The sequence below is a fragment of the Streptomyces sp. CC228A genome (genome assembly GCF_021390935.1).
GTDB lineage: Bacteria > Actinomycetota > Actinomycetes > Streptomycetales > Streptomycetaceae > Streptomyces.
In genome coordinates, this window is the sequence record NZ_JAJPUI010000002.1 from 915,387 (window position 1) to 939,435 (window position 24,049).

Below are 24,049 nucleotides of genomic sequence, written 5' to 3' on the forward strand. Positions count from 1 at the left end.
GGTGTCAGTGACCGGGTCACGCGGTGGGGTGGGCGGTGAGCTCGGGTCCGAGGAGCCAGCCCGCGATCTCGCGGACGGCCCCCTCACCGCCCGGGGTGGTCGTGACGGCCCGCGCGGCGGCGCGGACGGGTGCGTGGGCGTCGGCCACGGCGACCGGCCAGCCGACGAGGCCGAAGCACGGCAGGTCGTTGACGTCGTTGCCGGCGTAGAGCACCCGCTGCGGGTCGACCCCGTACTCCTCGCACCAGTGCTTCAGCGCGAGGTCCTTGCGGTCGATGCCGTGCAGCACGGGCACGTGCAGCTTGCGTGCGCGGGCCGCGACGACCGGGTTCCGCTCCGTGGAGAGGATCAGCAGGTGCAGCCCGGCGCGGCGGAGCGCGGCGATGCCGAGGCCGTCGCCGCGGTGGACCGCGACCGTCTCGCGGCCCTCGGAGTCGATCCACACGCGGTCGTCGGTCTGGGTGCCGTCGAAGTCGAGGACCACCGCGTCGACGTCCGCCCGGGTCGGGGTCGGTGCGGCGTCCAGCAGCGGGGCCAGCGCCCGGGCGCGCGCCAGGTCGTGCGGGTCGTCGATCTCCAGCACCCGTGCGGGGTCGGTGGCCACCAGCGCGGTGCGGCCGAAGAAGCGGTGGCGGTGCCGGCGGAAGCCCGCCGCGTCCATGGCGTACGCGGCGCCCGTCTCCAGCAGCTCGACGGGGCGGTCCTGGCGGCGCGGCCGGTGCGCCTTGTCGTGGTTGACGCCTTGGGCGCCCGCGGCGGGGTACGGGTCCTTCGCGTTGTACGGGTCCTTGACGCTGTGCGTGTTTCCGGCGCTGTGCGCGCCCTCGGCCGGGTACGGGTCCTTGGTGCCGCACGGGGCATTGGCGCCGTACGTCTCCGTGGCGCCGTGTGGAGCCTGGGCGCCGTACGTCTCCGTGGCGCCGTGCGGGGCCTGGGCGCCGTACGTCTCCGTGGCGCCGTGCGTCTCCGTGGCGCAGGGCGGGGCCTGGGCGCCGTGCAGGTCCTCGGCGCTGTACGCGTCCTTGGGACCCGTCCCGCCCATGGCTCCGTACGGGGCTTCGCGGCCGCCCGCTCCCGCCGCGCCGGCGGGCGGGGAGTCCGCGGTGTCCGCCGCCGGGCGGGGCGGGGCTCCGCGCCATACGAAGCCGTGGAAGGGAGCGGCCGTCAGGGCCGTGTCGGCGCCGCCGCGCAGCACCTCGTCCGCCACGCCGTCCACGTCCTCGGGCGTCAGGAACGGGCTGGTGCACTGCACGAGCAGGACCACGTCGGCAGCGCGCCCCGTCTCGGCCTCGCGGGCGTCCAGGGCGTGCAGCACGGCGGCCTCGCTCGTGGCCGTGTCGCCCGCCAGGTCGGCCGGGCGGACGACCACCGCCGCGCCGCCCGGCGGGCGGCGGCCGCGATCGCGGGGTCGTCCGTCGACACGGCCACGTCCGTCACCAGCCGGGCCCGCAGGCAGGCGTGCACGGCGCGGGCCACCAGCGGGACGCCGCCCACCGGGGCGAGGTTCTTGCCGGGGACGCCCTTGGAGCCGCCCCGGGCCGGGATGACCGCGAGGACGGTCCTGCGGTCGCCGGCGCTCACAGCTCCCCCAGCCTGCGGACCAGCGGCGCAACACGCTGGACGCCGTGCCGGTACGCCCCGCGGGCCGTCCCGCGGACGGCGTCCCGCAGCACCCGGCGCACCCCCGCGCCTCCGGCGCGTCCCCGGCGGCCTCCAGGCGGTGGCGGCCCAGGATGCCCGGCAGGTAGCCGGGGGCCGTGGCCGCGGTGTAGTAGGGGGCGAAGGGCGGCGGCGCGCCGCGTTGCAGGAGCTCCTCGACCCTGGCGCGGGCCGCGGCGAACGCGTCGGTGCCCGGTGCGGCCCGCAGGCCCTGGTCGGTGAGCCAGTCCGGGTCGGGCTGCGGCGCCTCTCCCGCGTCGAGCCGGTCCCAGGAGGTGAGCAGGCCGGAGCCGGCGAAGTAGTGGTTGCCGAGGGCTTCGCGTACGCCCAGGTCGCTGAGCACCGCCGTCGGCACACCCCGGTGCAGGGCCTCCATGGCGGCCGTGGACGACACGGTGACCAGCAGGTCGGTGCGGTCGAGGACCTCGCCCATGTTCCCGTACACGAGGCGCAGGTTGGGCGGCAGCGGAAGGGTGCGGGCGAGCCGCTGGTACGGCAGCTCCTCGATGTGCGTGGTGTGCTCGCCGGGCTTGGAGCGCAGCTTCAGCAGCACCTCGCGGCCCGGGTGCAGCCGGGCGTACCCGGCGAGCCGGCGCAGCAGGTAGAGCCGCTCCGTCCGGGCCGCCGGCACGGACGGCTGCGCGGCGAACACCACCGTGTGCCGCCCGGGGACCGGCCGGTACGGCGTGCCGCCGAGGAACGGCAGGGCCGCCTCCACGACCGGCGACGCGTCGGCGCCCACGCCCTCGTACACCCGGCGGAACCGGCGGGCGTCGAAGGGGGAGTTGGCGAGGACGACGTCCGCGCCGTGCCGCAGCAGCAGGCCGTCGGTGAGCTTCTCGTAGACGACGCCGACGTAGCCGGTGACCGTCACCGGGCGGCGCTCCCCGCCCTGGGCGGCCAGCCCGTGCAGCAGCGCCTGGACGGTCCCGCCGACGGTGGCGAGGACCACGACGTCGTACGCCTCCTCCCGTAGCGCCCGCAGGAGTGCGGCTGCCGTGACCTCCCGGGGCGTGCCGAGGCCGGTCTCGGTGAGCTGCCGGGCCGTCGGGGTGGCCCGGCCGCGGAGGGCGAAGCCCGTGACATCGGGGGCGGCACCGGGCGGGGCGAGGCGGCGCGCGGTCAGCGCGCCCCATTTCCATCGGGTGTCGGAATCCGCGACGACCGCGGTCCGATACGTGAGCGAGGGCACGCCGAGGACGTTAGGAAGGCGTTTCGCTTCGCGGCCCAACTCGGCGGCAACAAACAGTGAACAGCTTCTTTCCGCCGTCCGGTTCAGCGGTGCGCCGCGCATTGTTCACCTGGCCGCCCCTCCTGGGAAGGAAAGAGGAAGCGGCGGGCGGCCTAGCGTCCGGTGCGTGGTCAAGCTCTCCGTCGTCGTGCCGTTCTTCAATGTGCAGAGATACGCGCCCGACACCCTCAGAAGCCTGCACGCCAACGCCCGGGACGATTTCGAGTTCCTGTTCGTCGACGACTGCTCGACGGACGGCACTCCGGAAATCCTCGAACGGGCCGCACGGGAGGTCCCCGGTGCGGTGCTGCTCCGGCACGGAGCCAACGGCGGCCTGGCGACCGCCCGCAACACCGGACTGGACGCGGCGCGCGGCGAGTACGTCGCGTTCCTCGACGGCGACGACTGGCTGGCTCCCGGGCACCTCGCCCGACTGCTGGCCGACATGGAGGACTTGGGATGCGACTTCGTCCGTACGGACCATGTGCGGTGCACGGGCCGCGACCGGTCGGTGCAGCGGGTGCCGGTGGGGAGGCGCGGTGAGGTGCTGCGGCCCCGCGACGCGATCCTCCCGGCGCACCGCTCGACGTCGGTCGACTATCCGTACGCGTGGGCCGGGATGTATCACCGGCGGCTCCTCGACCGGGGAATCCTGCATTTCCCGCACGGCCTGCGGACGGCGGAGGACCGGCCGTGGATCTGGCGGCTGCACCGGGAAGCCGAGTCCTTCGCCGTGGTGAGTTCGCTCGGCGTCTTCTACCGGAGAGGGGTGGCCACGTCGCTCACGCAGATCGGAGATGTGAGGCAACTCGATTTCCTCCGCGCATTCGACCAGGTGATCGAGGAGACGGCGGCGGATCCGGAAGCTGATCGACTTCTCCCGAAAGCGGTGCGCACGTATTGTGCGATCATCGCCCATCACTGCGGCCGGATCACGCAATTCGAACCGCCGGTCGCACGGCGGCTGCGGTCGCTGAGCGCGGCGGCGCTGCGGCGGATGCCGCAGGACGTCCTGAAGGACGTCCTCGCCACCATGGACCCGGACCGGGCGCGGCTCCTGCGCAGGCTGCGGCGACGCCCCGCTCCGGTGGGGACGCCGGCGGCGGAGGTGGGGGCGTGACGGCGCGACCGGGGACCACGCAACTGCTGTACGCCTCCAGCCTGTACGGCGCGGCGACGCTCGCCGCCGCCCTGGACGGCGGCTGCCTGCCCCCGGCCGGGCGGCGGGTGCTGCTGGTGTCCACCAACGCGGCGGTCCCGGAGACCACGCCGCCGCTGGACCGGATGCCGGGGTTCGCACGGCTGCGGGAGGGCGGCGGCGGCCGCTTCGACGAGGTGCTGTCCTGGAACGGGACGATCGCGCCCCTGCACCCGGCGGGCTGGTCGCCGCGCGGGGACGAGCTGCCGTTGTGGGAGCGGTACCTGCGGCTGCTGTGGGGGCTGGGGGACACCGGGCGGGTCGAACTCGTCCTGGAGTCCCTCCAGGTGGCGCCCGCGCTGACGCTGGCCCGGATCTTCCAGGACGCACCGCTGACGGTGTACGCGGACGGGCTGATGACGTACGGCCCGACGCGCAACAGGATCGACCCGCTGGTCGGTGAGCGGGTGCGGCGGGTGCTGCACCCGGACCTCGTGCCGGGTCTGCGGCCCCTGCTGCTCGGTGAGTTCGGGGCCGTCCCGGAGACCGTCCCGGTGGACGCCTTCACGAAGGTGCTGGACGACCTCGCGGCGCACGACACCGCGTCCGGCCCGGACCGGGACGGCGGGGACCGGGACGGCGGCAAGCGGGACGGCGGGGAGGGCGGGGCGCTGCTGCTCGGCCAGTACCTGTCGGCGCTGGACATCCTCACGGCGGACGAGGAGGAGGAGCTGCACCTGCGGATGGTGCGCGGCGCCGTCGCGCGCGGGCACCGCCGCCTGGTGTTCAAGCCGCACCCGGTGGCCCCGCCGTCCTGGTCGCGGCGGCTGGAGCGGGAGGCGGCGGCGCTGGGCGCCGAACTCACGTTGCTGGAGCGGCCGGTGCTCGCCGAGGTGGTGTTCCGGCGGATGCGGCCCGAGCTGGTCGCGGGCTGCTTCTCCACGGCGCTCTTCACCGCGGACCGGTTCCACGGCATCCCGGTGGCGCGGGTCGGCACGGACCTGCTGCTGCGGCGGCTGGCCCCGTACCAGAACAGCAACCGGATCCCGGTGACCCTGGCGGACGCCCTGCTGCCGGACCTGGAGGCACCCGCCGGCACGGCTCCCGCCGACGTGGACGTGCCGGGGCTGGTACGGGCCGTCGGCTTCGCGATGCAGCCGGACCTGCGGCCCGACCTGCGGGAGGCGGCGGAGCAGTACCTGGAGCGGAGCACCCCTGACCATGTCGCGCGCTACTTCAAGCGCCGCCGCCTGACGGTGCTCGGCCTGCCCGGCGGCCTCCCGGTGCCCCGCGGCCAGGCAGTACGGCGCGTGGCCCGCCGCGTACCGGCCCTCCGACGGGCAGCAGCCCGCCTGCGGTAACGCACCCGCGCGGAGGCCGCGGGGCGGCGCGGGTGCCGCAGGGCGGCGCGGGTACGGCGGGGCGGCGCGGTGCCGCGAGGCGGCGCGGAGGCCCCGGGGCGGCGCAGGTACCGCGGAGCGGCGCAGGTACCGCGGGGCGGCGCGGTGCCGCGGGAGCGGCGCGGGCGGCGGCTGCGGGCCGGGGCTGTGGGGCTCGCCCTCGGGGCGGAGGTGCTGTGGGGCGGCGCGGGTACCACGGGAGCGGCGGGTACCACGGGAGCGGCGGGTACCGCGGGAGCGGCGCGGGGCGGCGCGGGTGCCGCCGACTGCGGGGCCAGCGGATGCGGGCCGCCGACTGCCCGGCGGCGGCTGCCGGGCGGCTGCGGGCCGGGGCGGAGAGGCTCGCCCTCGGGGCGGGGGTGCTGCGGGGCGGGGGTCGAGGCGGCGGGGCAGGACAGTGGGGGCTCCCCGCCGAGGCGGGTTCCTGCGCGGCGGGAGCTCCCCAGGTTGACCGCGGTCGACCGACCCGCCGGGGCAGAGGCGGGCGACCGGGCCGGGCCGCCGCCGGGGGCAGAGGCGGGGAACCGGGCCGGGCCGCCGCCGGGGCGGGGGTACCGGGCCGGGCCGCCCGCTCCCGTCCCCCATGCCCGCCCGCTCCCGTCCGCCCGTGCCCGCCGTGTCGGCGGCGTCCCTGCCGGTCGGCTACGTCCTGGGCGCGCTGCCGGCCCGGCCCGCCGGTCGTGCCGGCCGGGCGGGGGCCGCACCCTCCAGCGGCTCCTGGAGCTCGGTGACCCACCGGCTCCGGTCCTCGGGGCACTCCAGGTACAGCTCGCGGGCGTACCCGACCGACCGGTGGCCGTGCGCGTCGATCCAGGAGGCGAGCGCCTGCGCGGTCGGCAGGACGCCGTCCATCGGCCCCCGATGGATCACGGTGGCCGCCCGCTCGACGGCGGGCAGGACCAGGACCTCCACTCCCGGCACGCGGGTGCCGTCGGGCACGGCCACCCCCGCGTGGACGACGACCGAGCCGTCCCCGGCGCCGGAGTCCTCGTAGTACGCGAGTCCGGGCCCGAAGCCCGTGACGCCGGCCGCCTCCAGCCGGGCGCACAGCTCCTCGTACAGCGGGGAGACGACGGGTGAGACGTGCTCCGGCTGGAAGCTCGCGGCGACGCCGCTGAGCTCGGCGAGCCGCACGGCCGGGAGGCGCTTGACGACGATGTCGTGCGTGGACATGTGTCCCTCGCTTTCGATGGCTCGGAGCCTCGCCGCGACCTGGTCGAGGCGGGCGGCCGCCTCGGCCACCGCCGCCTCCAGGTCGGCCCGCCGCAGCCGCAGCATGACGCGCAGCTCGTCGGCGCCCACCTCGCCGTCCACGATCGCCCGCACCTGGTCGAGCGTGAAGCCGAGGTCCTTGAGCGCGATCACGCGGTTGAGCCGGGCGAGCTGCCCGGCCTCGTAGTACCGGTAGCCGCTGTGCGGGTCGACCCGGGCGGGCCGCAGCAGTCCCACGGCATCGTAGTGCCGCAGCATCCGGACGGACACACGGCCGTGCCGGGCGAAGTCTCCGATGGTGAACATGACGCCTCCTACGGCACCGCCTCACACCGTGTCAGGGTCAAGCACGCTCCCCAAAGGCGGGCCGGGCCGCCGCGCCCCCTACGCGCTCGCCACCGACAGTTTCACGGCGAAGCCGAGGAACAGCGCGCCCGCCGCCGAGGTGGCCCCCGCGGACAGCCGCCTGCGGCGCCGGAACGTCGCGGCCAGCTTCGTGCCGCCGAATATCAGGGCGCTGAGGTAGAGGACGCTGGCGGCCTGGGCCAGCGTGCCGAGCACGACGAAGGAGAGGGCGGGGTGGGCGTACGCCGGATCCACGAACTGCACGAAGAAGGCGACGAAGAACAGGATCGCCTTGGGGTTGACCAGGCTGACGACGAGGGCGCGACGGAAGGGGCGCTCCTCGGAGCCGGCGCGGGCGGCGGACGGCGCGCCCTCTTCCGGGTCCGCGTCCCGCCGGGTGCGCCACATGCCCCACGCGGCCCGCAGCATGCCGACGGCGAGCCACGTCAGGTAGCCGGCGCCCACGTACTTCACGATCCCGAACAGCAGGGCGTTGGCCTGGAGCAGGGAGGCGACGCCCGCCGCCGACAGGGTCATCAGCACCGTGTCCCCGCACCAGACGCCGGCCGCGGCGGAGTACCCGGCGCGGACTCCCCGGCGGGCCGCGACGGACAGCACGTAGAGGGAGTTGGGGCCGGGCAGCAGGACGATCAAGGCGAGGCCCGCGAGGTACGTGGGCAGGTCGACGACACCGAGCATAGAGAGGAGTGTCGCACGCGGGCACGACACTCCTCCTCGGTGCTCCGCAGGACGAGACGGACGCACCCGCCGACCCCGCGAACCCCCCGATCAGCACCCGTCCGCCGACCCGGCGAACCCCCCGGTCAGGACCCGCCCGGCGACCCGGCGAACCCCCCGGTCAGCACCCGCCCAACGGCACCGAACGCCGCAGCCGGCGCCGGGTGCCGGGGTGCCGAGTGCCGGGTGCCGGTTCGGCGCGGATCCCGGCGCGGCCCGTACCACCGCGGCGACCGCCGTGCCCGGCAGGCGGCACACCGCACCTCCGAGGCCTCCGGGCACGCCCCGCCGGCAGACACCGTCCCGAGGCCGCGCGGCCCCCGGCACCCGCCACGCCCAGCGCACACCGTGAGGCCACGCGGCCCCGGCTCCCGCCACGCCCAGCGCACGCCCGTGAGGCCACGCGGCCCCGGCACCCGCCACGCCCAGCGCACGCCCGTGAGGCCACGCGGCCCCGGCACCCGCCACGCCCAGCGCACACCCGTGAGGCCACGCGGCCCCGGCACCCGCCACGCCAGGGCACTTCCCGTGAGGCCGCAACGCGGGCCCGGCATCCGCCACCCCCAGGGCGCGGCCCCTCCGTGCGGGACCCGGCTCAGAACGCGTCCGTCGGGACGTAGGTGCCCCACACCTCCCGCAGGGCGTTGCAGACCTCGCCGACCGTGGCGCGGGCCTTCAGCGCGTCCTTCATGGGGTACAGCACGTTGTCCGTGCCCTCCGCGGCCTTCTTCAGGGCCGCGAGCGCCGCGTCCACCGCCTCTTGGTCGCGCTCGGCGCGCAGCTTGGCGAGCCGCTCGGCCTGCTGGGCCTCGATGGCCGGGTCGACACGCAGCGGCTCGTACGGCTCCTCCTCCTCCAGCTGGAAGCGGTTGACGCCGACGACGACCCGCTCTCCGGAATCCGTCTCCTGCGCGATCCGGTAGGCGCTGCGCTCGATCTCGTTCTTCTGGAAGCCGCGCTCGATGGCGTTGACCGCGCCGCCCAGGTCCTCGACCTTGCCCATCAGCTCCAGGGCCGCGGCCTCCACCTCGTCGGTCATCTTCTCGATGACGTAGGAGCCCGCGAACGGGTCGACGGTCGCCGTCACGTCCGTCTCGTACGCCAGGACCTGCTGCGTGCGCAGGGCGAGCCGGGCGCTCTTGTCGGTCGGCAGGGCGATGGCCTCGTCGAACGAGTTGGTGTGCAGCGACTGCGTGCCGCCGAGTACCGCCGCCAGACCCTGCACGGCGACCCGCACGAGGTTCACCTCGGGCTGCTGGGCGGTGAGCTGCACCCCGGCGGTCTGCGTGTGGAAGCGCAGCATCCACGACTTGGGGTTCTTCGCCCCGAACTCCTCCTTCATGACGCGCGCCCAGATCCGCCGGGCCGCGCGGAACTTCGCGACCTCCTCCAGGATCGTCGTCCGGGCCACGAAGAAGAACGACAGGCGGGGCGCGAAGTCGTCCACGTCCATGCCCGCGGCCACGGCGGTGCGCACGTACTCGATGCCGTCGGCGAGGGTGAACGCGATCTCCTGCGCGGGCGAGGCGCCGGCCTCCGCCATGTGGTAGCCGGAGATCGAGATGGTGTTCCACTTCGGGATCTCGGCCTTGCAGTACTTGAAGATGTCCGCGATCAGGCGGAGGGAGGGCTTCGGCGGGAAGATGTACGTCCCGCGGGCGATGTACTCCTTCAGCACGTCGTTCTGGATCGTGCCGGTGAGCTTGTCGGCGCTGACGCCCTGCTCCTCCGCGACGAGCTGGTAGAGCAGCAGCAGGAGGGCGGCGGGCGCGTTGATGGTCATCGACGTGGACACCTTGTCCAGCGGGATGCCGCCGAACAGCACCCGCATGTCGTCGACCGAGTCGATGGCGACACCGACCTTGCCGACCTCGCCGTGCGCGATCGGCGCGTCGGAGTCGTGGCCCATCTGGGTCGGCAGGTCGAAGGCGACGGAGAGGCCCATGGTGCCGTTGGCGATGAGCTGCTTGTAGCGCGCGTTCGACTCGACGGCGGTGCCGAAGCCGGCGTACTGCCGCATGGTCCACGGGCGGCCGGTGTACATCGTCGGGTAGACGCCTCGGGTGTACGGGAACGAACCCGGCTCGCCCAGCTTCTCCGCCGGGTCCCACCCGTCGAGGGCATCCGGCCCGTACACCGGCTCGATGGGCAGTCCCGACTCCGACTCGCGCGCCATGTGCTTGTGCCTTCCGGTAGACCTACTCGCAGGTATCCGACCCTCGCGACGGACTGTAGCGGCGGGCGTGCGACCGGTGGAGAGCCGCACGCTGGGAGCTTCCTCACAGCCTCCTGCCGGGGCCGGGTCACAGCATCGTCACAACGCCCCCGGGGGCACGCAACCATCCACCCCCGGGAACGATCCCTACGGGCAGACAAACCAACCCGGGGGGCTGACATGCACCGTCGTACGCAGGGAATCCACAGAGGCGCGGGGCGCCGGGGCGCGGTCCGCAAGGCGCTGCTGTCCGCCGCGGCGGTGGCGCTGGCCACCGGCTGCACCGCCCAGGCCGTGGGGGCGGCCGGGTCGGCGTCGCCGTCCGCCGCCACCGCGTCCACGGCGGTGTCGCCGTCCGCCACGGCACCGTCCGCGGCGCCGTCGGCGGCGGCCGGGTCGCCCTCGGCGGCGGCGCCGTCGACCGCGGCCCCGTCCGAGCCGACCTCCGCGTCGCCGTCGTCCTCCGGCGGCGCGGACGCCGCGGACGGCAAGCCTTCCGGCAGCGCGGAGGGGCAGCCTTCCGGCGGCGCGGTGCTGATGAAGAAGGGCTCGGAGACCGAGCAGGTGCGGGAGCTCCAGGCGCGGCTGCGCCAGCTCGGGTACTTCAAGCGGAGCCCCACCGCGTTCTACGGCACGATCACCAGCGAGGCGGTGTCCGCGTTCCAGGAGAAGCGGGGGCTGCCGGTGACCGGGACCGTCGACGCGACGACGTGGCAGCGGCTGGTCGCGATGACCCGGAAGCCGACCGCCGACGAGCTGCGGCCCGCGACGTCGAACCCGCTGGCCAAGCCCGACGAGCGCTGCATGACGGGCCGGGTGCTGTGCATCAGCAAGGAGAGCCGCACCCTCGCCTGGATGATCGACGGCAAGGTGGTCTCCGCGATGGACGTCCGCTTCGGCGTGGAGGGCACGGAGCTGGCGACCCGTGAGGGCACGTTCAAGGTGGACCGCAAGGAGCGGACGTGGACGTCGACGCTTTACCACACGTCGATGCCGTATTCGATGTTCTTCAGCCGGGGCCAGGCCGTGCACTACTCGGCGGACTTCGCGGCGAAGGGCTACAACGGCAACTCGCACGGCTGTGTGAACGTCCGCGACAAGGCCCGGCTGGCGAAGGTGTTCGGCGAGGTGCGGGTGGGCGACAAGGTCGTCGTCTACTGGTGAGCCGCTGAGAGGCGAGCCCCTGCGAGAGGGGCGGGGGAAGTGGGCGCGGGCGGGACCGGGGGAACGTGTCCCGCCCGCGCCTGATGCGCTGAGCCGTAGGTACGGGGGGAACCCCGGCTCTTCTCGCGCCGCCGATGACCAGTCGGCTCACTCAGTACTGCGTCACGGCCCCGAAAAGTGTCACACCCCGTGTCACACCCCCGGTGACACGAGCGGAAACCTCAGGCCGGGGGCCGTACGGGGATGGGACGGGCCTGCGCCCGCCCGCGGGCGAACGGGGCGCCGACCGCAGGTGGGGGCTGCTGAGGAGCGGGGCGGTCCTGCGCCTGCCCGCGGAAGCCGCCGGGCCCGACCACAGGCCGGGGAGACGGGACCGTCAGCGCACGCCCGCAGGAACCACCGGAGCCGACCACAGGCCGGGGGTACGAACGGTCAGCGCCTGCCCGCGGAAGCCGCCGGGCCCGACCACAGGCCGGGGGTACGGAACGGTCAGCGCCTGCCCGCGCAAGCCACCGGGCCCGACCACAGGCCGGGGAAGCGGGACCGTCAGCGCACGCCCGCGGGAACCACCGGAGCCGACCACGGGCCGGGGGCACCGGCGGTCAGCGCATGCCCCCGGCGGCACAGGGGCGACCCCGGGTGCGGGACACGCCGGGTCAGCGCCTGCTGCAAGACAGCCGGGCGGACCGCAGGCGGGGGCAGGCCAGGGAGTACCCGCCGGGCGGACCGGGAGCCGACAGCGGGCGGAAGCAGGAGGCGGAGGCGCCAGCGCATGCCCGCAGGGTCGCCGGCCGACCGCCGGCAGGAGGCGGAGGCGTCAGCGCTTGCCCGGGGCGGGCCGGGGGCGTCCGCGGGTTTGCCGCCCGCGGGCGGGCGGCCCCGGTCGGGCTTCGGGCGGGGGCGGTCCCCGTCGGGTTCCGCGTCGGCGTCGCGGTCGCCGCTGCCGCCCGCGGTGGGCTTGCCGCCGCTCTGGCGACCGCCGAGCAACTGGTCGCAGAACTTCTGCACACCGCCGCGCGACGCGGCGGCCGACTCCAGCTGCCGGCGGCGTTCCGCGTCGAGGGTGCCGTCGCGGAAGTCGCGGCACGCCTGCGTGGCCCGGGTCTTCCAGTCGGGGTCGGGCGCCTTGGTGGCGCCCGCGGTCGGGGTGCCGTCCTGCTCGCGGCCGGCGCCGTCCCGGGACGGCGCCGCGCGGCGCCATCGTTGTCAGAGGACGGGCCCGCAGCCGGCTCGCCCGTAGGGGACGGCCCGTGCGTACGCGGGGCGGAGGATTGCGGCGCCGGGGTGGCCGGTCCGGCGGACCAGGACGGCGTACGCGCGCCGGGCGCCGAGGCGGCGGGCTCACCGGTGGTCCGGGGGCCGGGCGTGGCGGAGGCCGAGGCGACGGGGCCGGCTCGGGGTCGCCGCCGAGGGCGGGCAGCACGCCGGTGCCCGCGGCGACGGCGACGCCGCCCACCGCCAGGCCGGCCACCGAGGCGGCGAGGCCCCAGCGGGCGGGCCGCAGCCACCGGCCGGAGCGGGGGCGCCGCAGCGGATGCGTCGCCGTGCCGCCGATGTGCACGGAGCCGAGGTCCCCGGCGGGCGATCCGGGGCGGCGCCTTGCGCCCGGGCGCCGGCCGCGGCCCTGGCCGCGCGGAACGCCGTCAGCGCCTGCTCCTCGCCGGGCAGTTCGCCGGCCGGTCCGGGCGGAGGGGTGCGGGCCGCGCGTACATCCTCCAGTGCCTCCGCGAGGCGTTCGGCCTGCAACCGTACGTAGTCATCGTCGGCGACGACCGGCTCACCCCGCAGCAGTCGCTCCGCCGCCTGCGGGTCGAGCCACCCATACCGCTCGTCGGCCATCACATGTCCTTCTGCGTCCGCACGCGCGAATGCGTCACAGCGCGGCGCACGATCGGGGCCGCGCACCGCCCGCCGCCCGCGGCCCCGGCTGGGGCGGCACGGCGGTCAGCGGCACACCGCTCTGGTCGGCGGCGCCCAGGAGCTCGGCGAGCCGCTTGAGGCCGCGGTGCGCGGCCGTGCGCACCGCGCCCGGCCGCTTGCCGAGCGTCTCCGCGGCGCTCTTGGCGTCGAGCCCGACCACGACGCGCAGGATGACCGCCTCGGCCTGGTCCTGCGGCAGCTGGGCGATCAGGCTCATGGTGTGTCCGGTCGCGAGGGCGTCCATGGCTTCCACGGCGGTGTCGGCGTCGGCCGGCTTGTCGGTCAGTTCGGTCTCGTCCCCGCCCTGCGCGGGGCGCCGGCCCCGCATCCGCAGGTGGTCGAGGGCGCGGTTGCGGGCGATCCGCGCGGCCCAGCCCCGGAAGCGGTCGGCGTCGCCGCTGAACCGGTCGAGGTCCCTGGCGATCTGCAGCCACGACTCGGACGCCACGTCCTCCGCGTCCGCGTCGCCGACCAGCGTGCGTATGTATCCGAGCAGCCGCGGGTGCACGGCGCGGTACACAGTACGGAAGGCGTCCTCGTCCCCGTCCTGCGCCGCGAGCACTGCGGCGGTCAGCTCCGCGTCGTCCCCCAGCACTCCCACAACCCGTTCGTTAGCGCGGCAGGTCCATCCAAGCCGCTCCGCCCGGCGCGCAGCAGCACGCTACGTGCTGCTGCCGCATCTCGTCCATGTTTGTACAACATGGAACAGCTTCGGTCGCAGGCAGGTGTGACAGAAAACGCACCCGCGGCGCTGAGAGGAGTACGGGGCCGTTCTGCGGTCTCACGGACGGCGACCGGGGCCTCTCCTGTGGGGGGTGGCGGCCCCGGTCGTCTTTCCTTCTTCCATGGCTCCGGCCTGCGGTCATGTGCCACATCGGCTGCCGCCGTGACCAACCGCGTGACCAACGCCTCCCGCAGCCTGCGACACGGCCTGACGCTGGAATACGAGGACGCCCGCCAGGAAGCCGTCATGGTCGGGGCGGGACGCGCCTCCCGGGCGCCGCCTACTCACCGGCGGAGGTCCCGGCACGGTTCCTCGTCGGTCGGCGCAGCGGCTTCGCGATCGCCGGCTGACCGGGGCCGGGCACCGAGCCGGCCACCTCTCCTACGAGGCCACCCGAAGCCACGCGGGGACCTCCGCGTGCTGGAAGGGACGACGTTCAGGCGGGGACTGAGAGCCGTTTCACCATGACTGCGAAGACGGGCGAGTCGTCGAAGGGCTTCTGCTCGCCCACCTTTCCGTACCCCCACGACTCGTAGAGCCCCTGAACCTTCGGGTGTGTCACGTCGACGAGCAGCGTGGCGACGTCACAGCCCCTGCCCTCGACCAGAGCTGTGTGGAGCTGAGCAGACACCCCCGTCTTCCGCCACGCCTGCATCACAAGGAGCTCGGACAAGGCGAAGACGGATTGATGCGGAGGCACCGATGCCGGCCGGTCGGAGCCCTTCCACCACCCGCCGTTCTCGAACGTCGCGCCGTAGGCGAAGCCCGTGGGGGCTCCCTTGTCGAAGCCGACAACACAGCACCACGACTGCTTGCTGCTCCAGCGGTCGACGAACCAGGCGAAGCGCTCCCTCTCGTGGAATCGGTCCTCCTCGCCGTCATAGACAGCGTCATGCATGTCGAGGAGCATCTCCCGAATGCCGGCGGCGTCCTTCTGGAAGTACGTCTTCAGATCCATGCCTGTGCCCTCTCGACCCCTTCTCTCATGCCGGCTTCCCTTGATCCGGACGAAGTGACGAGCTTCTTCACACCGACCAGAACCTCAGTTGATCTCTTGGACCCGCGAGCCTTGGCCAGCAGTCCTGCCGCCTGGTCGCCAGTGTGGCAGGCCAGCTCCAGGTCTCCCTGCCTGGCCTGCGCCAGCGCAAGGTACGCGGTGTAGTAGGTACGGTTCCGAACGAGGTCGCCCCTGATTGCCCCGAGGGCGCGATGCAGGTGGTACTCGGCACGGTCGTTGACTCCGAGTCGGAACCAGACGATCGAGGTCAGGCCGTCGAATTCGGCCTCGTCGTATTGATCAGAAACTCATGGGGTTCTCGTCCATGACGTAGCGGACGTGTGGGCCACCGAAGTAGCCGCGGACGATGTGCGGCTGACGCTGACGCCTGCGGAAGAAGCGGCGGGTTTCGGCAGCGAGTTCGGCCTGGTCGCGGGCCCGGTGCTGCTTGGGCAGGCTGTGCTTGAGGTCGGCGTTGACCAGCTCGTCGGGGTTCAGCTCGGGCGAGTACGGGGGCAGGAAGTGCAGCTCTACATCATCGGGGTGGGCGGCGAGCCAGTCGCGGACCTTCTTCGAGCGGTGCGCGGAGTGACCGTCGACCACGAGGTGGACCTTGTGGTCGAAGTGGCCGGCGAGCCGGCCCAGGAAGCGGCACATCACTTCGGCGGTGAAGGACTCGGTGAAGACCATGAAGTGCATCCGGCCCTTGGTGCTGATCGCCGACATCGCGTTCACGGAGAACCGGTTCCCGCTCCGCCGCACGACGGGCGTCTTCCCCTTCTCACCCCAGGTGCGGCCGGTGACCTGGTCGGATCGGATGCCGACCTGGTCGGCGAAGAGGATCTCGCCGCCGTCTTTCTTCGCCTGCACGCGGATCTTCGGCCAGGTCTCTTCATGCCAGCGCCGGACGGCCTCGGGGTCCTGCTCGACGGCCCGCTTGTCCGGGCGCTGGAAGGACAGCCCCCATCGCTTCAAATACTTGCCCACCCCCACCTCGGTCAGCCGCACCCGGTACAGCTTCGCGATCAGCTCGCCCACCAGCCGCCGTGTCCACAGCTGACCGGAAAGCCCCACGTCACACGGCCGGTGGTCCAGGACCGCCTGCCGCACCGCGGCCTGCTCGGCCTCCCCGAGCACCTGGTGCACACCGACCGGCTTACCCCGAGGACGCATGACCAGGGCCTCCCGACCACCGGCCTGCCACTTCGCCCACCAGCCGTCGACCGCCTTCAGCGACACCCCGAACACTGCCGCCACGTCCTCGCGGTCCCGCCCCGCCATCAGAGCGGCCACCGCCCGCAGCCGCAGGGCCTCCTGCGCCGACGGCGACAGATGCCGCGCGTCCCCCACCAGATCGCTCACACCCACCCAACGACCCAGAACCCAAACCGTTTCTGATCAATAGAAGCCGATCCACGGAGGGCGTTCCACAGGTGCTGCCCTGCCGAACGAACGCTCAGCGGCCGCGAGCGCTTTCAAGGCCGCAGCTTGGTCCCTTCTGCCCGCATGCGCGTGGGCGTTGCGCATGTGAGCCAGTGAGGCGTATAGGGGGTCGGCTTTGGCGACCCGTTGACCCTTGGCTGCTTCCGCTGCGGCAGAGACTTCGGCGAAGTCCCCACACTGGCTGGCGACCAAAGCCAAGTGATTCCAGACGTGGTATTGCGTTTCGCTGTCGCCTGACAGGCCGGCCAGAGTCACCGCCGAGTCCAGGTGGTCACGTGCCCGCGTACGGGCTCGTGCGTCGATGGCCGCGAATGCAGCCGAGCACGTCACATTCGACGCGAGCGAATAGAGTTTCGACCTGACACGTGCGGAAGCCCCGCCTCCCGCTAGTGTCTCGTGATTCCGTTGGCGTTACTTGATCCTGTGTGGCAGGGTCGCTTGGTGTGGAGCTCTCTGTAGAACAGGCCGCCGTGTTGCGGGAGTTGGTAAATAGCCCGGACGTGCCCGCCGACATAGCGACGCGGGGCCGGATCGTGCTGTGGTCGAGCGAAGGCCGTCGCCGCAAGGACATCGCTGAACTGCTTGGCGTATCCCTGCCGACGGTGGACCGCTGGAAGCGGCGTTATGTCGAGCTCGGACTGGCTGGGCTGGAAGGCGACCGGCCCGGCGGAGCCCGGGAACAAGTGCCGGCGCGGGTGCGGGCCCGCGTGATCGCGCTGACGCGCATGACGCCGCCGGACGGCACCGGCCTTTCGCACTGGTCCACGCGCGAGTTGGCGAAGTACCTGAGGCGGACCGAGAACATCACCGTGTCCTGGCACTACATCGCGCGGATCTGGCGGGAGGAGAACCTGAAGCCGCACCGCTCCGGCACCTTCAAGCTTTCGAAAGACCCCGCGTTCGCGGCGAAAGTGGCCGATGTGATCGGCTTGTATCTGGCCCCGCCGGGCGGCGCGGTGGTCCTCTCGATCGATGAGAAGACGCAGATCCAGGCCCTGGACCGGACCCAGCCGGTGCTGCCGGTCGCCTTCGCGGCGAGCGAGAAGCGCACCGCCGACTACGTCCGGCACGGCACCACAAATCTGTTCGCTGCCCTGAACGTGACCACCGGCGAAGTACTTGGCGAGTGCAAGCCGACCCGGAACGGCAAGGACTTCCTGGCCTTCTTGAAGAAGGCGGTGAAGCCGCACGCCGGGAAGGACATCCATGTCGTCCTGGACAACCTCTCCACGCACACCACTCCGGAGGTCAGGGAGTGGCTGGCCAAGAACCCGCACATCCACTTCCATTTCACCCCCGTCGGCTCCTCGTGGCTGAACCAGATCGAGATCTGGTTCGGAATCCTGACCCGGCAGTCCATCCGCCGCGGCACGTTCTCCAGCGTCAACGTCCTGATCAAGCAGATCCGTGACTACATCAGCTCCTGGAACGCGACGGCGAAGCCGTTCACCTGGACCGCGACTGCCGGCGAGGTCCTTGCGAAGGTCAAACTCGTCGCGACCAACGTGAAGAAACTCGTCAATAACAACTCGAACTGACATGAACAGGATCACGAGACACTAGTGACGACTTGATCCCCATGGCCAACTCGACGGCCCTGTTCTCAATGGCGAGGGCGCCGCCGATCCTTTGGTCCTGGGTGATGATGTCGGCGTACTCGGCCTGAAAACGACCCACATCAGTCTGCCCAAGCCGAGGCCGCGGCGTCCCGACGGCAGCTCCAACGGCGGCACCCGTGACGGCGTTGACGAATCCGCGGCGGCGCATGGGGTCCTCCGTAGGTGCTTGGGTCGCCATCTTGGACCGCGGGACGAAGCCCAACTCGACCGCCGAGCGGCCAAGGACAGCCTCCAAGGCCAACCGCTGTCGAGCGTGCGGCCACCGAGTCTCGCCTGCCAGCAGCCGCCGAATATCTCGGTCTGTGAGCCGGCCTGGCCTGCCGGTCATCACCTCGATCTCCGCATTTGCCTGTCGAGCTAACTCGGCTTGGCCCATCTGGCGCTCAACCATTGCGGCAGCGAGCTTCCGGTTCTCTCCCACACCCGCAAGGTAGCGGTGCGTTCAGAGGCTGCAACACCCCGAAGGTAAAAATCACCGGGGTCACGCGCACAGCGTGTGCGGAATTCGCCTGTACCCCGAGGCTGGACCGGCGGTGAACTTCTCTCGTCGTACCGCCGCTGCGGTGCATGCCGGGGCGGCACGCCTCGCCGCCCGCCTGCGCGGCGGAGAGCGCCTCCGCCTCGTGTGCATCGGTGCTCCATCGCCCCGGAGGGGACACCCCTTGACCATTCCAGCGACCAGAACACCATCGACTGGCGCCCCGGGCCACAGCGAAACGATGCCGCGGATGGCCGAGTCCGCAGGAAGGGCTCGGCGGCTGGTGGACTCGGCTCTCAGCTCCTGGGGGCTGGGCAGCCTCGTCGAAGACGCGGAACTCATCGTCTCCGAGCTGGTCGCAAACGCCGTTCAACACGGCCGGTGCGAGCGCTTGCGCGTTCGCGTGTGGCGCCCCTCTCGGACGCGGGTCAGGATTGCTGTGTCCGACCGGTCCACCATCACGCCGACACTCCGGGACCCGGACTTCGACGACGAGGCCGGGCGCGGCCTGTTCCTTGTCGATCGTGTCGCCGCCCGCTGGGGCACGGACTTTCGGCGTTGGGGCAAGGTCGTGTGGGCCGAGCTGCTCGACACGGAGGGGCAGTGACGCCCCGACGGGCCAAGCGCCGGGCCTTCGTCCTCGTTCGGCCCGGATCCTCGCCCCAGCCTGTCGGGGCACGTCGGAAGCAGGGCACCGCCTGGGAACATCGACTCCTGCAAGCGGGCTTCGCCGTCACGCCGGGAGCCGGTCCAGCTGACACCGCCACGGTTCCCCGCGTACTCGGCGCCATGGGACGGCAGCTCGTAATTGAGCAAGCGAAACGCGCGGTGCACGTGACGGCGCAGTCCGCCCGGCAAACGGTCGACTTCGTACTCGTCGGCCACCTCAAGGTCGCGATAACCCTCAGAGATCAACGGAGCACGCGGAGACCTCAGGCCCGTCTCCAGCGCCTCCCGGACGCCGTCACCGCCAAGCACCAGCAGACGGCTCACTCCACGCTTCCGCACTCGGGAGATCTCCACGCGTGTGGACGTCCACTGCACGCAGCGGACAACACCCTGGCTCGTTCGAGTCGGGGTCGACCAGAGAAAGGACGTTGCACAATGAGCGCGATCGCCGAAGAGACCGGCATGGGCGCCCTCCCGGAGCTCAGCGTCGCGAGCCCGTGGGGCGTCGGCCGCCTCGCGCCGTACCCGACCACCACCCGCCTCCCGCACGCCACGGTCGCCATCGACCCCGTCACGCAGCTCGGGGTGTTCCGCGACCGTGACGGCCAAGTCGTCGAGATGGGCAAGCACGGCACCAGCTCCGGCACCGAGACATCCACGACCACGAACTCGGACTCCCGCAACGATCAGGGCCACGACCAGGACAGCCGGCAGGACTGATGACCGCGACCGAGGAGAGGCCGGTCCTGGTGGCCACTGAGGCGGACGACATCACCGCCGACATGGTGATCACCGAACTCAACCGGAGAGACGTGCCGGTGGTCAGGTTCAATCCCGCCGACATCGGCGCGGACCTGACGGTCTCGGCTCGGTTCGGCACCTGCCCGGCCCCCGTGGCCGGGCAGGTGCGGACCCCGTCGAGAACCGCCGACCTGACCGACGTGCGGTCCGTGTACTGGCGTCGGCCTGAGTGGCCCGCCTTCCCGCACCTGAGAGAACACGACGCGCGGTTCGCGTCCGCGCAGGCCCGCTACGGCCTTGGGGGCACCCTCTACGCCCTCGACGGCCCGCTGTGGGTCAACCACCCACTCCGCAACGCCGCAGCCGACTACAAACCCACCCAGCTCGCGGTCGCACAGCACCTGGGCTTCACGGTTCCCCCCACCCTGGTGACCAACGACCCCGCTGAGGCCCGCAGCTTCATCGCGTCGCACGACCAGGTGATCTACAAGACTCTGCGATGGACGCCGTACGAGAGGGACGGCATCCGCGTGACGGGGTGGGCAGACCCCGTCACCGCCGACGAGATCGACGACAGCGTGCGTGTGACGCCGCACCTCTTCCAGGCCCGTGTGGACAAGGTCGCCGACCTTCGCGTTCTCGTCGTGGGCCGACAGGTGTTCGCCGTACGCATCGACTCGGGTCTGCTGGACTGGCGCAAGGACTACTCCGCCCTCTCCTACACCGTGGCGAAGCTGCCCGAGGGAATGGACCGGGCGCTCCTCGCCTACCTGGACCACTTCGGACTTGTGTCCGGCAGCTTCGACCTGGCCGTCGATGGGACGGGCCACCACTGGTGGCTGGAGCTGAACCCGAACGGCCAATGGGGATGGCTGGAACCGGAGACCGGACTTGAGATGTCCGCGGCCTTCGCCGAACTGCTCATGCAAGGAGACAGCCTGTGAACGACTCGGCACCGGAGCGGCGCCGCCTGGCCGGTCTGCTGGCAGACAAGGGGGTTCTCACCCTCCCGTGGCTGCGGGCTGCCGTGGAGTCCGTGCCACGCGAGCAGTTCCTCAACCCTGGCGTGTTTCTCGACGAGGGAAGGGCCTGGCGGCCGATCACCCCCCGCGGCACGACCCGGGAAGAGTGGCTGCGGCTCGCCTACAGCGCGGAAACGCTCACCACCCAGCTTGACGGCCACCTGACCGCCGACCAGTGCGGCGGGCCGGTGACGGGAGTTCCCACGTCGTCGTCCACCGACCCGACCACCGTCGCCGGCATGATCGAGAGCCTGGACCTGGACGCAGGTCACCGCGTCCTGGAGATCGGCACCGGCACCGGGTACTCCACCGCCCTGATGTGCCACTACCTCGGCGAGGACAACGTCACCACGGTCGAGGTGGACCCGGAGGTAGCAGCCCGCGCGGACGCCGCACTGGAAGCAGCCGGATTCTCGACGTGGACCGTGACCGGTGACGGGCTTCTCGGGCACCCCCGCAGGGCGCCGTTCGACCGGGTGATCGCCACCTGTGCCGTACGCCGCATCCCGTACGCGTGGATCAGGCAGACGAAACCGGGCGGCAGCATCCTGGCGACGATCGGCTCATGGCCCTACGGGACCGGCCTGGCGAAGGTCACCGTGAACGAGGACGGCACCGCTGAGGGCCGCATCATCGGCCGCTCGTCGTTCATGCAGGCCCGGTCGCAGGCCGCAGCGCCGGTAGCGGGCGATCTCTCCGCCCGGACGGCCTACGCCGACAGTGAGCGGCAGGCGAAGGTGTCACCCCTCGTGCTGGACGAGTGGATGCCCGCCTTCCTCGCGCAGCTCGCGGCGCCCGGCGCACAGTTCGTACGCGCCACAACGAGCGAGGGCGTGCAGCTCCTCCACCTCTTCGCACCCGAGCGTGAGTCGTTCGCCGAGTTCCTCCCCGGCGGCGAGGGCCGGCGGGTCCGCCAGGGCGGTCCCGTCCCGCTGTGGGACCGCGTGGAACGCTCCGTCGTCGCCTGGCAGGACGCCGGGGCTCCGGATATCGGCACTGTGCGGCTCCGCGTCACCGCCGCATCCCACCTGTACTGGATCGACGCAAGCCCTGCGCTGCGGTGGGAACACCGTCTCGCGTAGGCCGATACGCTGCCCGGAGGTCCCCCAGCCACAGGAAGGGCGATGGACGACGAGCCGCTGTCAGAGTGGGCCGAGCGCCGCGACGCGAAGATCGGCCGCCTGCGAGCCGTGCCGATTGTCTCCGGCGACGGCCCGAGGGCATCCCACCTGAATCCCGACGCGCCGCGCGCCATCGAGCGGTGGAACGGTCACGTCTGGGAACCGTACGCCCTGGCGGCCGACCTCGCGGACGCCAAGCGCATCCTGTACCCCGAAGCCCACACTCCGCCCACCCCCGCTCCTGGCCCTGCCCGGCTGCCTCTCGCTCCCGGAACCGGCAGGCACCGAAAGCCGTAGAGCGTCGGCCTGCTGCTCTGGGCCCGGCCGCGTGACCAGCAGCGGTCCGCACACGACGTCACCGGCCGCCGTGGGCGTCAGCCGTGCGCACGGGCCCGAGCCGCGGCCTCGTCGAGGCGGGCGGTTTCCGCTCGGGGCGCGGGTGCGCGGGTCACCGCGGGGTGGCGCCGCCCCTGCGGTCCGGTGATCGCTGCGGCGGCTCCTCCTCGGCCAGCCGGACCGCGAGCCGTCGCAGTCCGCGGTGCGCCGCCGTCCGCACCGCCCCGGGCTGCTTGCCGAGGACGCGGGCGGACGAGGGCGCGTCGAGGCCGAGGACGACGCGCAGCAGGACCGCCTCGGCCTGGTCGGGCGGGAGCCCGCGGACCAGGGCGAGGACCCGCGCCGTCGACAGCGCCTCCAGCGCCGCCGCGGCCGTGTCCGGTCGGCCCGGCAGCTCCAGTACGTCGTCCTCCAGGGCGGTGGTCCGCGGCCTGCGCCGCTGCTTGCGCAGGTGGTCCAGCGCCCGGTTGCGTGCGATCGTCGCCGACCAGCCGCGGAAGGCGCCGCCGTCGCCCCGGAAGCGGCCCAGGTCGCGGGCGATCTCCAGCCACGCCTCCGCGGCCACGTCCTCGGCGTCCTCGCCCACCAGTCCCCGTACGAAGCCGAGCAGCCCCGGCTGCACGGAGCGGTAGACCTGCGCGAACGCCGCCTCGTCGCCGAGCTGGGCGCGCCGGACCGCAGCGCCGAGCTCCGTCTCGTGTCCCCCCACACCGACCTCTTCGCGCCGCGTGCCCGGTTCGTGCCCCTGCAGAGGTCTGCGCGCGGAGCTGCCGAAATGTCACTGAGGTGGTGTGGGAGGGCCGTTGAAGCAAGGTCGACCGGCGTCGGCAGGCAGGGGTGGACGGCCTGCGCTGCCCTGCGGCCTGCCCTGAGCGCCTGCCCGGCGGAGCGGGGTCGGGGTCCGGTGCCAGAACCGGCCCCCGGGGCCGCCGCGTCCTCTGCGGAAACGGATCTTCACATCCCCCGGGAGGCCGCATGGACAACGAACTGCCCGCGGAGGGCGCCGCCGACCGCTATCTGTACCTCGTACGGCACGCGGAGGCCACGCCGGACGAGCGCGGGCTCACCGACGCCGGGCGGCGGCAGGCCGCCCTGCTCGGGGAGCGGCTGCGCGGCGGTCCGGTGTCGGTGGTGCACCACGGGCCGCTGGTCCGGGCCGCCGAGACGGCGCGGATCATCGGGGAGCGGCTCGGCCCGGCCGTTCCGGTGCGGGAGGCCAAGGCGGCGGGTGACTACATCCCGTACCTGCCGGCGAAGGGCGAGATACCGGCGGCCTCCGGGGACGCCACGGTGGAGCGGCTCGCGGGGTTCCCCGCTCGGGAGCGGGAGGACGGCCCGCGGCTCGCCCGGGAGGCGCTGGCGCGGTTCACCGGGCCGGTGCCGGGGGACGCGCCCCGCCACGAACTGGTCGTGACGCACAACTTCCTGGTCGGCTGGATCCTGCGGGCCGCCCTCGACGCGCCCGCGTGGCGCTGGGTCGGCTTCCAGCACGCCAACGCCGCGCTGACCGTGGTCCGCTACGCCCCCGGGCGGCCGGTGTCCGTGCTGCTCTACAACGACACCGGGCACCTGCCCGCGGAGCTGCGCTGGACCGGTTTCCCTCCGGAACTGCGGGTCTGAGCCGGGAGGGAGGGTGCACTTCGCGCGTGGTCGCGCGGGCGGCGGCGAAGGGGTGCTCTCCGGAGGCGGTCCCGCGGGGGCGGTCCTGCGGGGGCAAGCCCACGGCGGCGGCAAAGGTGTGCTCTCCGGAGGCGGTCCTGCGGTGGCGGCGAAAAGGTGCTCTCCGGAGGCAGTCCCACGGTGGCGGCGAAGGGGCGCTCTTCGGCGGCGGTCGCGGGCCCGGCGGCGAAAGGCGTCCCGCCGGGTTGCATGTGCCG

The 24,049-nt window shown here is 73.1% G+C and carries 16 protein-coding genes and 3 pseudogenes; 10 read left to right on the forward strand and 9 right to left on the reverse strand.

Annotated elements, in window-relative coordinates:
* Nucleotides 1–16: 16 nt before the first annotated feature.
* Nucleotides 17–1,581, reverse strand: a pseudogene (locus L6E17_RS31395) (cytidylyltransferase domain-containing protein).
* A pseudogene (locus L6E17_RS09495) lies at nucleotides 1,578–2,851 on the reverse strand (DUF6716 putative glycosyltransferase). Before L6E17_RS09495 ends, L6E17_RS31395 begins: the two co-directional pseudogenes overlap by 4 nt.
* 166 nt (nucleotides 2,852–3,017) lie before the next feature.
* Here L6E17_RS09495 and L6E17_RS09500 point away from each other — a divergent pair.
* Entirely contained in the window at nucleotides 3,018–4,010 is a 993-nt protein-coding gene (locus L6E17_RS09500) for a glycosyltransferase family 2 protein (RefSeq protein ID WP_236240294.1), read from the forward strand.
* On the forward strand, nucleotides 4,007–5,389 hold the full coding sequence (locus tag L6E17_RS09505; RefSeq protein WP_236240295.1) for an alpha-2,8-polysialyltransferase family protein: 1,383 nt from the start codon (nucleotides 4,007–4,009) through the stop codon (nucleotides 5,387–5,389). Before L6E17_RS09500 ends, L6E17_RS09505 begins: the two co-directional genes overlap by 4 nt.
* 681 nt (nucleotides 5,390–6,070) lie before the next feature.
* On the opposite strand, the gene L6E17_RS09510 is transcribed toward L6E17_RS09505, so the two are convergent.
* The 3 genes from L6E17_RS09510 to L6E17_RS09520 form a co-directional block, all read right to left on the reverse strand.
* Nucleotides 6,071–6,946 carry a MerR family transcriptional regulator gene (locus L6E17_RS09510; protein ID WP_236240296.1) on the reverse strand — a complete coding sequence of 292 codons (876 nt, stop codon included), beginning with the start codon at nucleotides 6,944–6,946 and terminating at the stop codon, nucleotides 6,071–6,073.
* A gap of 78 nt (nucleotides 6,947–7,024) precedes the next feature.
* Nucleotides 7,025–7,684: a leucine efflux protein LeuE gene (gene leuE, locus L6E17_RS09515; protein ID WP_236240297.1), complete on the reverse strand. Its 660-nt coding sequence runs from the start codon at nucleotides 7,682–7,684 to the stop codon at nucleotides 7,025–7,027.
* A 634-nt stretch (nucleotides 7,685–8,318) separates the two neighbouring features.
* Complete coding sequence (locus L6E17_RS09520; protein ID WP_236240298.1) at nucleotides 8,319–9,899, reverse strand: methylmalonyl-CoA mutase; 1,581 nt, start codon at nucleotides 9,897–9,899, stop codon at nucleotides 8,319–8,321.
* A gap of 219 nt (nucleotides 9,900–10,118) precedes the next feature.
* On the opposite strand from L6E17_RS09520, the gene L6E17_RS09525 reads away from it, so the two are divergent.
* Nucleotides 10,119–11,102 (forward strand): L,D-transpeptidase family protein, encoded by a 984-nt coding sequence (locus L6E17_RS09525; protein ID WP_236240299.1) that lies wholly within the window; start codon nucleotides 10,119–10,121, stop codon nucleotides 11,100–11,102.
* A gap of 1,838 nt (nucleotides 11,103–12,940) precedes the next feature.
* Here L6E17_RS09525 and L6E17_RS09530 read toward each other — a convergent pair.
* The 3 genes and pseudogenes from L6E17_RS09530 to L6E17_RS09540 all read right to left on the reverse strand — a co-directional run bounded on the left by L6E17_RS09530 (nucleotide 12,941) and on the right by L6E17_RS09540 (nucleotide 16,045).
* A pseudogene (locus L6E17_RS09530) lies at nucleotides 12,941–13,617 on the reverse strand (RNA polymerase sigma factor).
* Nucleotides 13,618–14,182: 565 nt separating this feature from the next.
* Nucleotides 14,183–14,704 carry a GNAT family N-acetyltransferase gene (locus L6E17_RS09535; RefSeq protein WP_236240300.1) on the reverse strand — a complete coding sequence of 174 codons (522 nt, stop codon included), beginning with the start codon at nucleotides 14,702–14,704 and terminating at the stop codon, nucleotides 14,183–14,185.
* Nucleotides 14,705–15,043: 339 nt separating this feature from the next.
* Nucleotides 15,044–16,045: an IS630 family transposase gene (locus L6E17_RS09540; RefSeq protein WP_236240391.1), complete on the reverse strand. Its 1,002-nt coding sequence runs from the start codon at nucleotides 16,043–16,045 to the stop codon at nucleotides 15,044–15,046.
* 584 nt (nucleotides 16,046–16,629) lie between these two features.
* Here L6E17_RS09540 and L6E17_RS09545 point away from each other — a divergent pair.
* The 6 genes from L6E17_RS09545 (at nucleotide 16,630) to L6E17_RS09570 (ending at nucleotide 22,133) form a co-directional block, all read left to right on the forward strand.
* Nucleotides 16,630–17,724 carry an IS630 family transposase gene (locus L6E17_RS09545; RefSeq protein ID WP_236239806.1) on the forward strand — a complete coding sequence of 365 codons (1,095 nt, stop codon included), beginning with the start codon at nucleotides 16,630–16,632 and terminating at the stop codon, nucleotides 17,722–17,724.
* A gap of 809 nt (nucleotides 17,725–18,533) precedes the next feature.
* Entirely contained in the window at nucleotides 18,534–18,890 is a 357-nt protein-coding gene (locus L6E17_RS09550; RefSeq protein WP_308315851.1) for an ATP-binding protein, read from the forward strand.
* Nucleotides 18,891–19,387: 497 nt separating this feature from the next.
* Complete coding sequence (tgmA, locus tag L6E17_RS09555; RefSeq protein WP_236240302.1) at nucleotides 19,388–19,672, forward strand: putative ATP-grasp-modified RiPP; 285 nt, start codon at nucleotides 19,388–19,390, stop codon at nucleotides 19,670–19,672.
* Complete coding sequence (tgmB, locus tag L6E17_RS09560) at nucleotides 19,672–20,637, forward strand: ATP-grasp ribosomal peptide maturase (RefSeq protein ID WP_236240303.1); 966 nt, start codon at nucleotides 19,672–19,674, stop codon at nucleotides 20,635–20,637. Before tgmA ends, tgmB begins: the two co-directional genes overlap by 1 nt.
* Nucleotides 20,634–21,797: an ATP-grasp peptide maturase system methyltransferase gene (tgmC, locus tag L6E17_RS09565; RefSeq protein ID WP_236240304.1), complete on the forward strand. Its 1,164-nt coding sequence runs from the start codon at nucleotides 20,634–20,636 to the stop codon at nucleotides 21,795–21,797. The genes tgmB and tgmC overlap by 4 nt, the downstream gene beginning before the upstream one ends.
* Nucleotides 21,798–21,839: 42 nt before the next feature.
* Nucleotides 21,840–22,133: a DUF6087 family protein gene (locus tag L6E17_RS09570; RefSeq protein ID WP_236240305.1), complete on the forward strand. Its 294-nt coding sequence runs from the start codon at nucleotides 21,840–21,842 to the stop codon at nucleotides 22,131–22,133.
* A 151-nt stretch (nucleotides 22,134–22,284) separates the two neighbouring features.
* Here the strand turns inward: L6E17_RS09570 and L6E17_RS09575 are convergent, their stop codons facing one another.
* Nucleotides 22,285–22,881, reverse strand: a complete 597-nt coding sequence (locus L6E17_RS09575; RefSeq protein ID WP_236240306.1) for an RNA polymerase sigma factor — start codon at nucleotides 22,879–22,881, stop codon at nucleotides 22,285–22,287.
* 266 nt (nucleotides 22,882–23,147) lie between these two features.
* Here L6E17_RS09575 and L6E17_RS09580 point away from each other — a divergent pair, with 266 nt between their 5' ends.
* Nucleotides 23,148–23,792: a histidine phosphatase family protein gene (locus L6E17_RS09580; RefSeq protein WP_236240307.1), complete on the forward strand. Its 645-nt coding sequence runs from the start codon at nucleotides 23,148–23,150 to the stop codon at nucleotides 23,790–23,792.
* Nucleotides 23,793–24,049: the final 257 nt, after the last annotated feature.

Excerpts from the sequence above, each read along its gene's own strand:
- L6E17_RS09510 (WP_236240296.1), bottom strand. The coding sequence starts at position 6,946 with ATGTTCACCATCGGAGACTTCGCCCGGCACGGCCGTGTGTCCGTCCGG.
- leuE (WP_236240297.1), bottom strand. The coding sequence starts at position 7,684 with ATGCTCGGTGTCGTCGACCTGCCCACGTACCTCGCGGGCCTCGCCTTG.
- L6E17_RS09520 (WP_236240298.1), bottom strand. The coding sequence starts at position 9,899 with ATGGCGCGCGAGTCGGAGTCGGGACTGCCCATCGAGCCGGTGTACGGG.
- L6E17_RS09525 (WP_236240299.1), top strand. The coding sequence starts at position 10,119 with ATGCACCGTCGTACGCAGGGAATCCACAGAGGCGCGGGGCGCCGGGGC.
- L6E17_RS09535 (WP_236240300.1), bottom strand. The coding sequence starts at position 14,704 with ATGGATCTGAAGACGTACTTCCAGAAGGACGCCGCCGGCATTCGGGAG.
- L6E17_RS09550 (WP_308315851.1), top strand. The coding sequence starts at position 18,534 with ATGGCCGAGTCCGCAGGAAGGGCTCGGCGGCTGGTGGACTCGGCTCTC.
- tgmA (WP_236240302.1), top strand. The coding sequence starts at position 19,388 with ATGAGCGCGATCGCCGAAGAGACCGGCATGGGCGCCCTCCCGGAGCTC.
- tgmB (WP_236240303.1), top strand. The coding sequence starts at position 19,672 with ATGACCGCGACCGAGGAGAGGCCGGTCCTGGTGGCCACTGAGGCGGAC.
- L6E17_RS09570 (WP_236240305.1), top strand. The coding sequence starts at position 21,840 with ATGGACGACGAGCCGCTGTCAGAGTGGGCCGAGCGCCGCGACGCGAAG.
- L6E17_RS09580 (WP_236240307.1), top strand. The coding sequence starts at position 23,148 with ATGGACAACGAACTGCCCGCGGAGGGCGCCGCCGACCGCTATCTGTAC.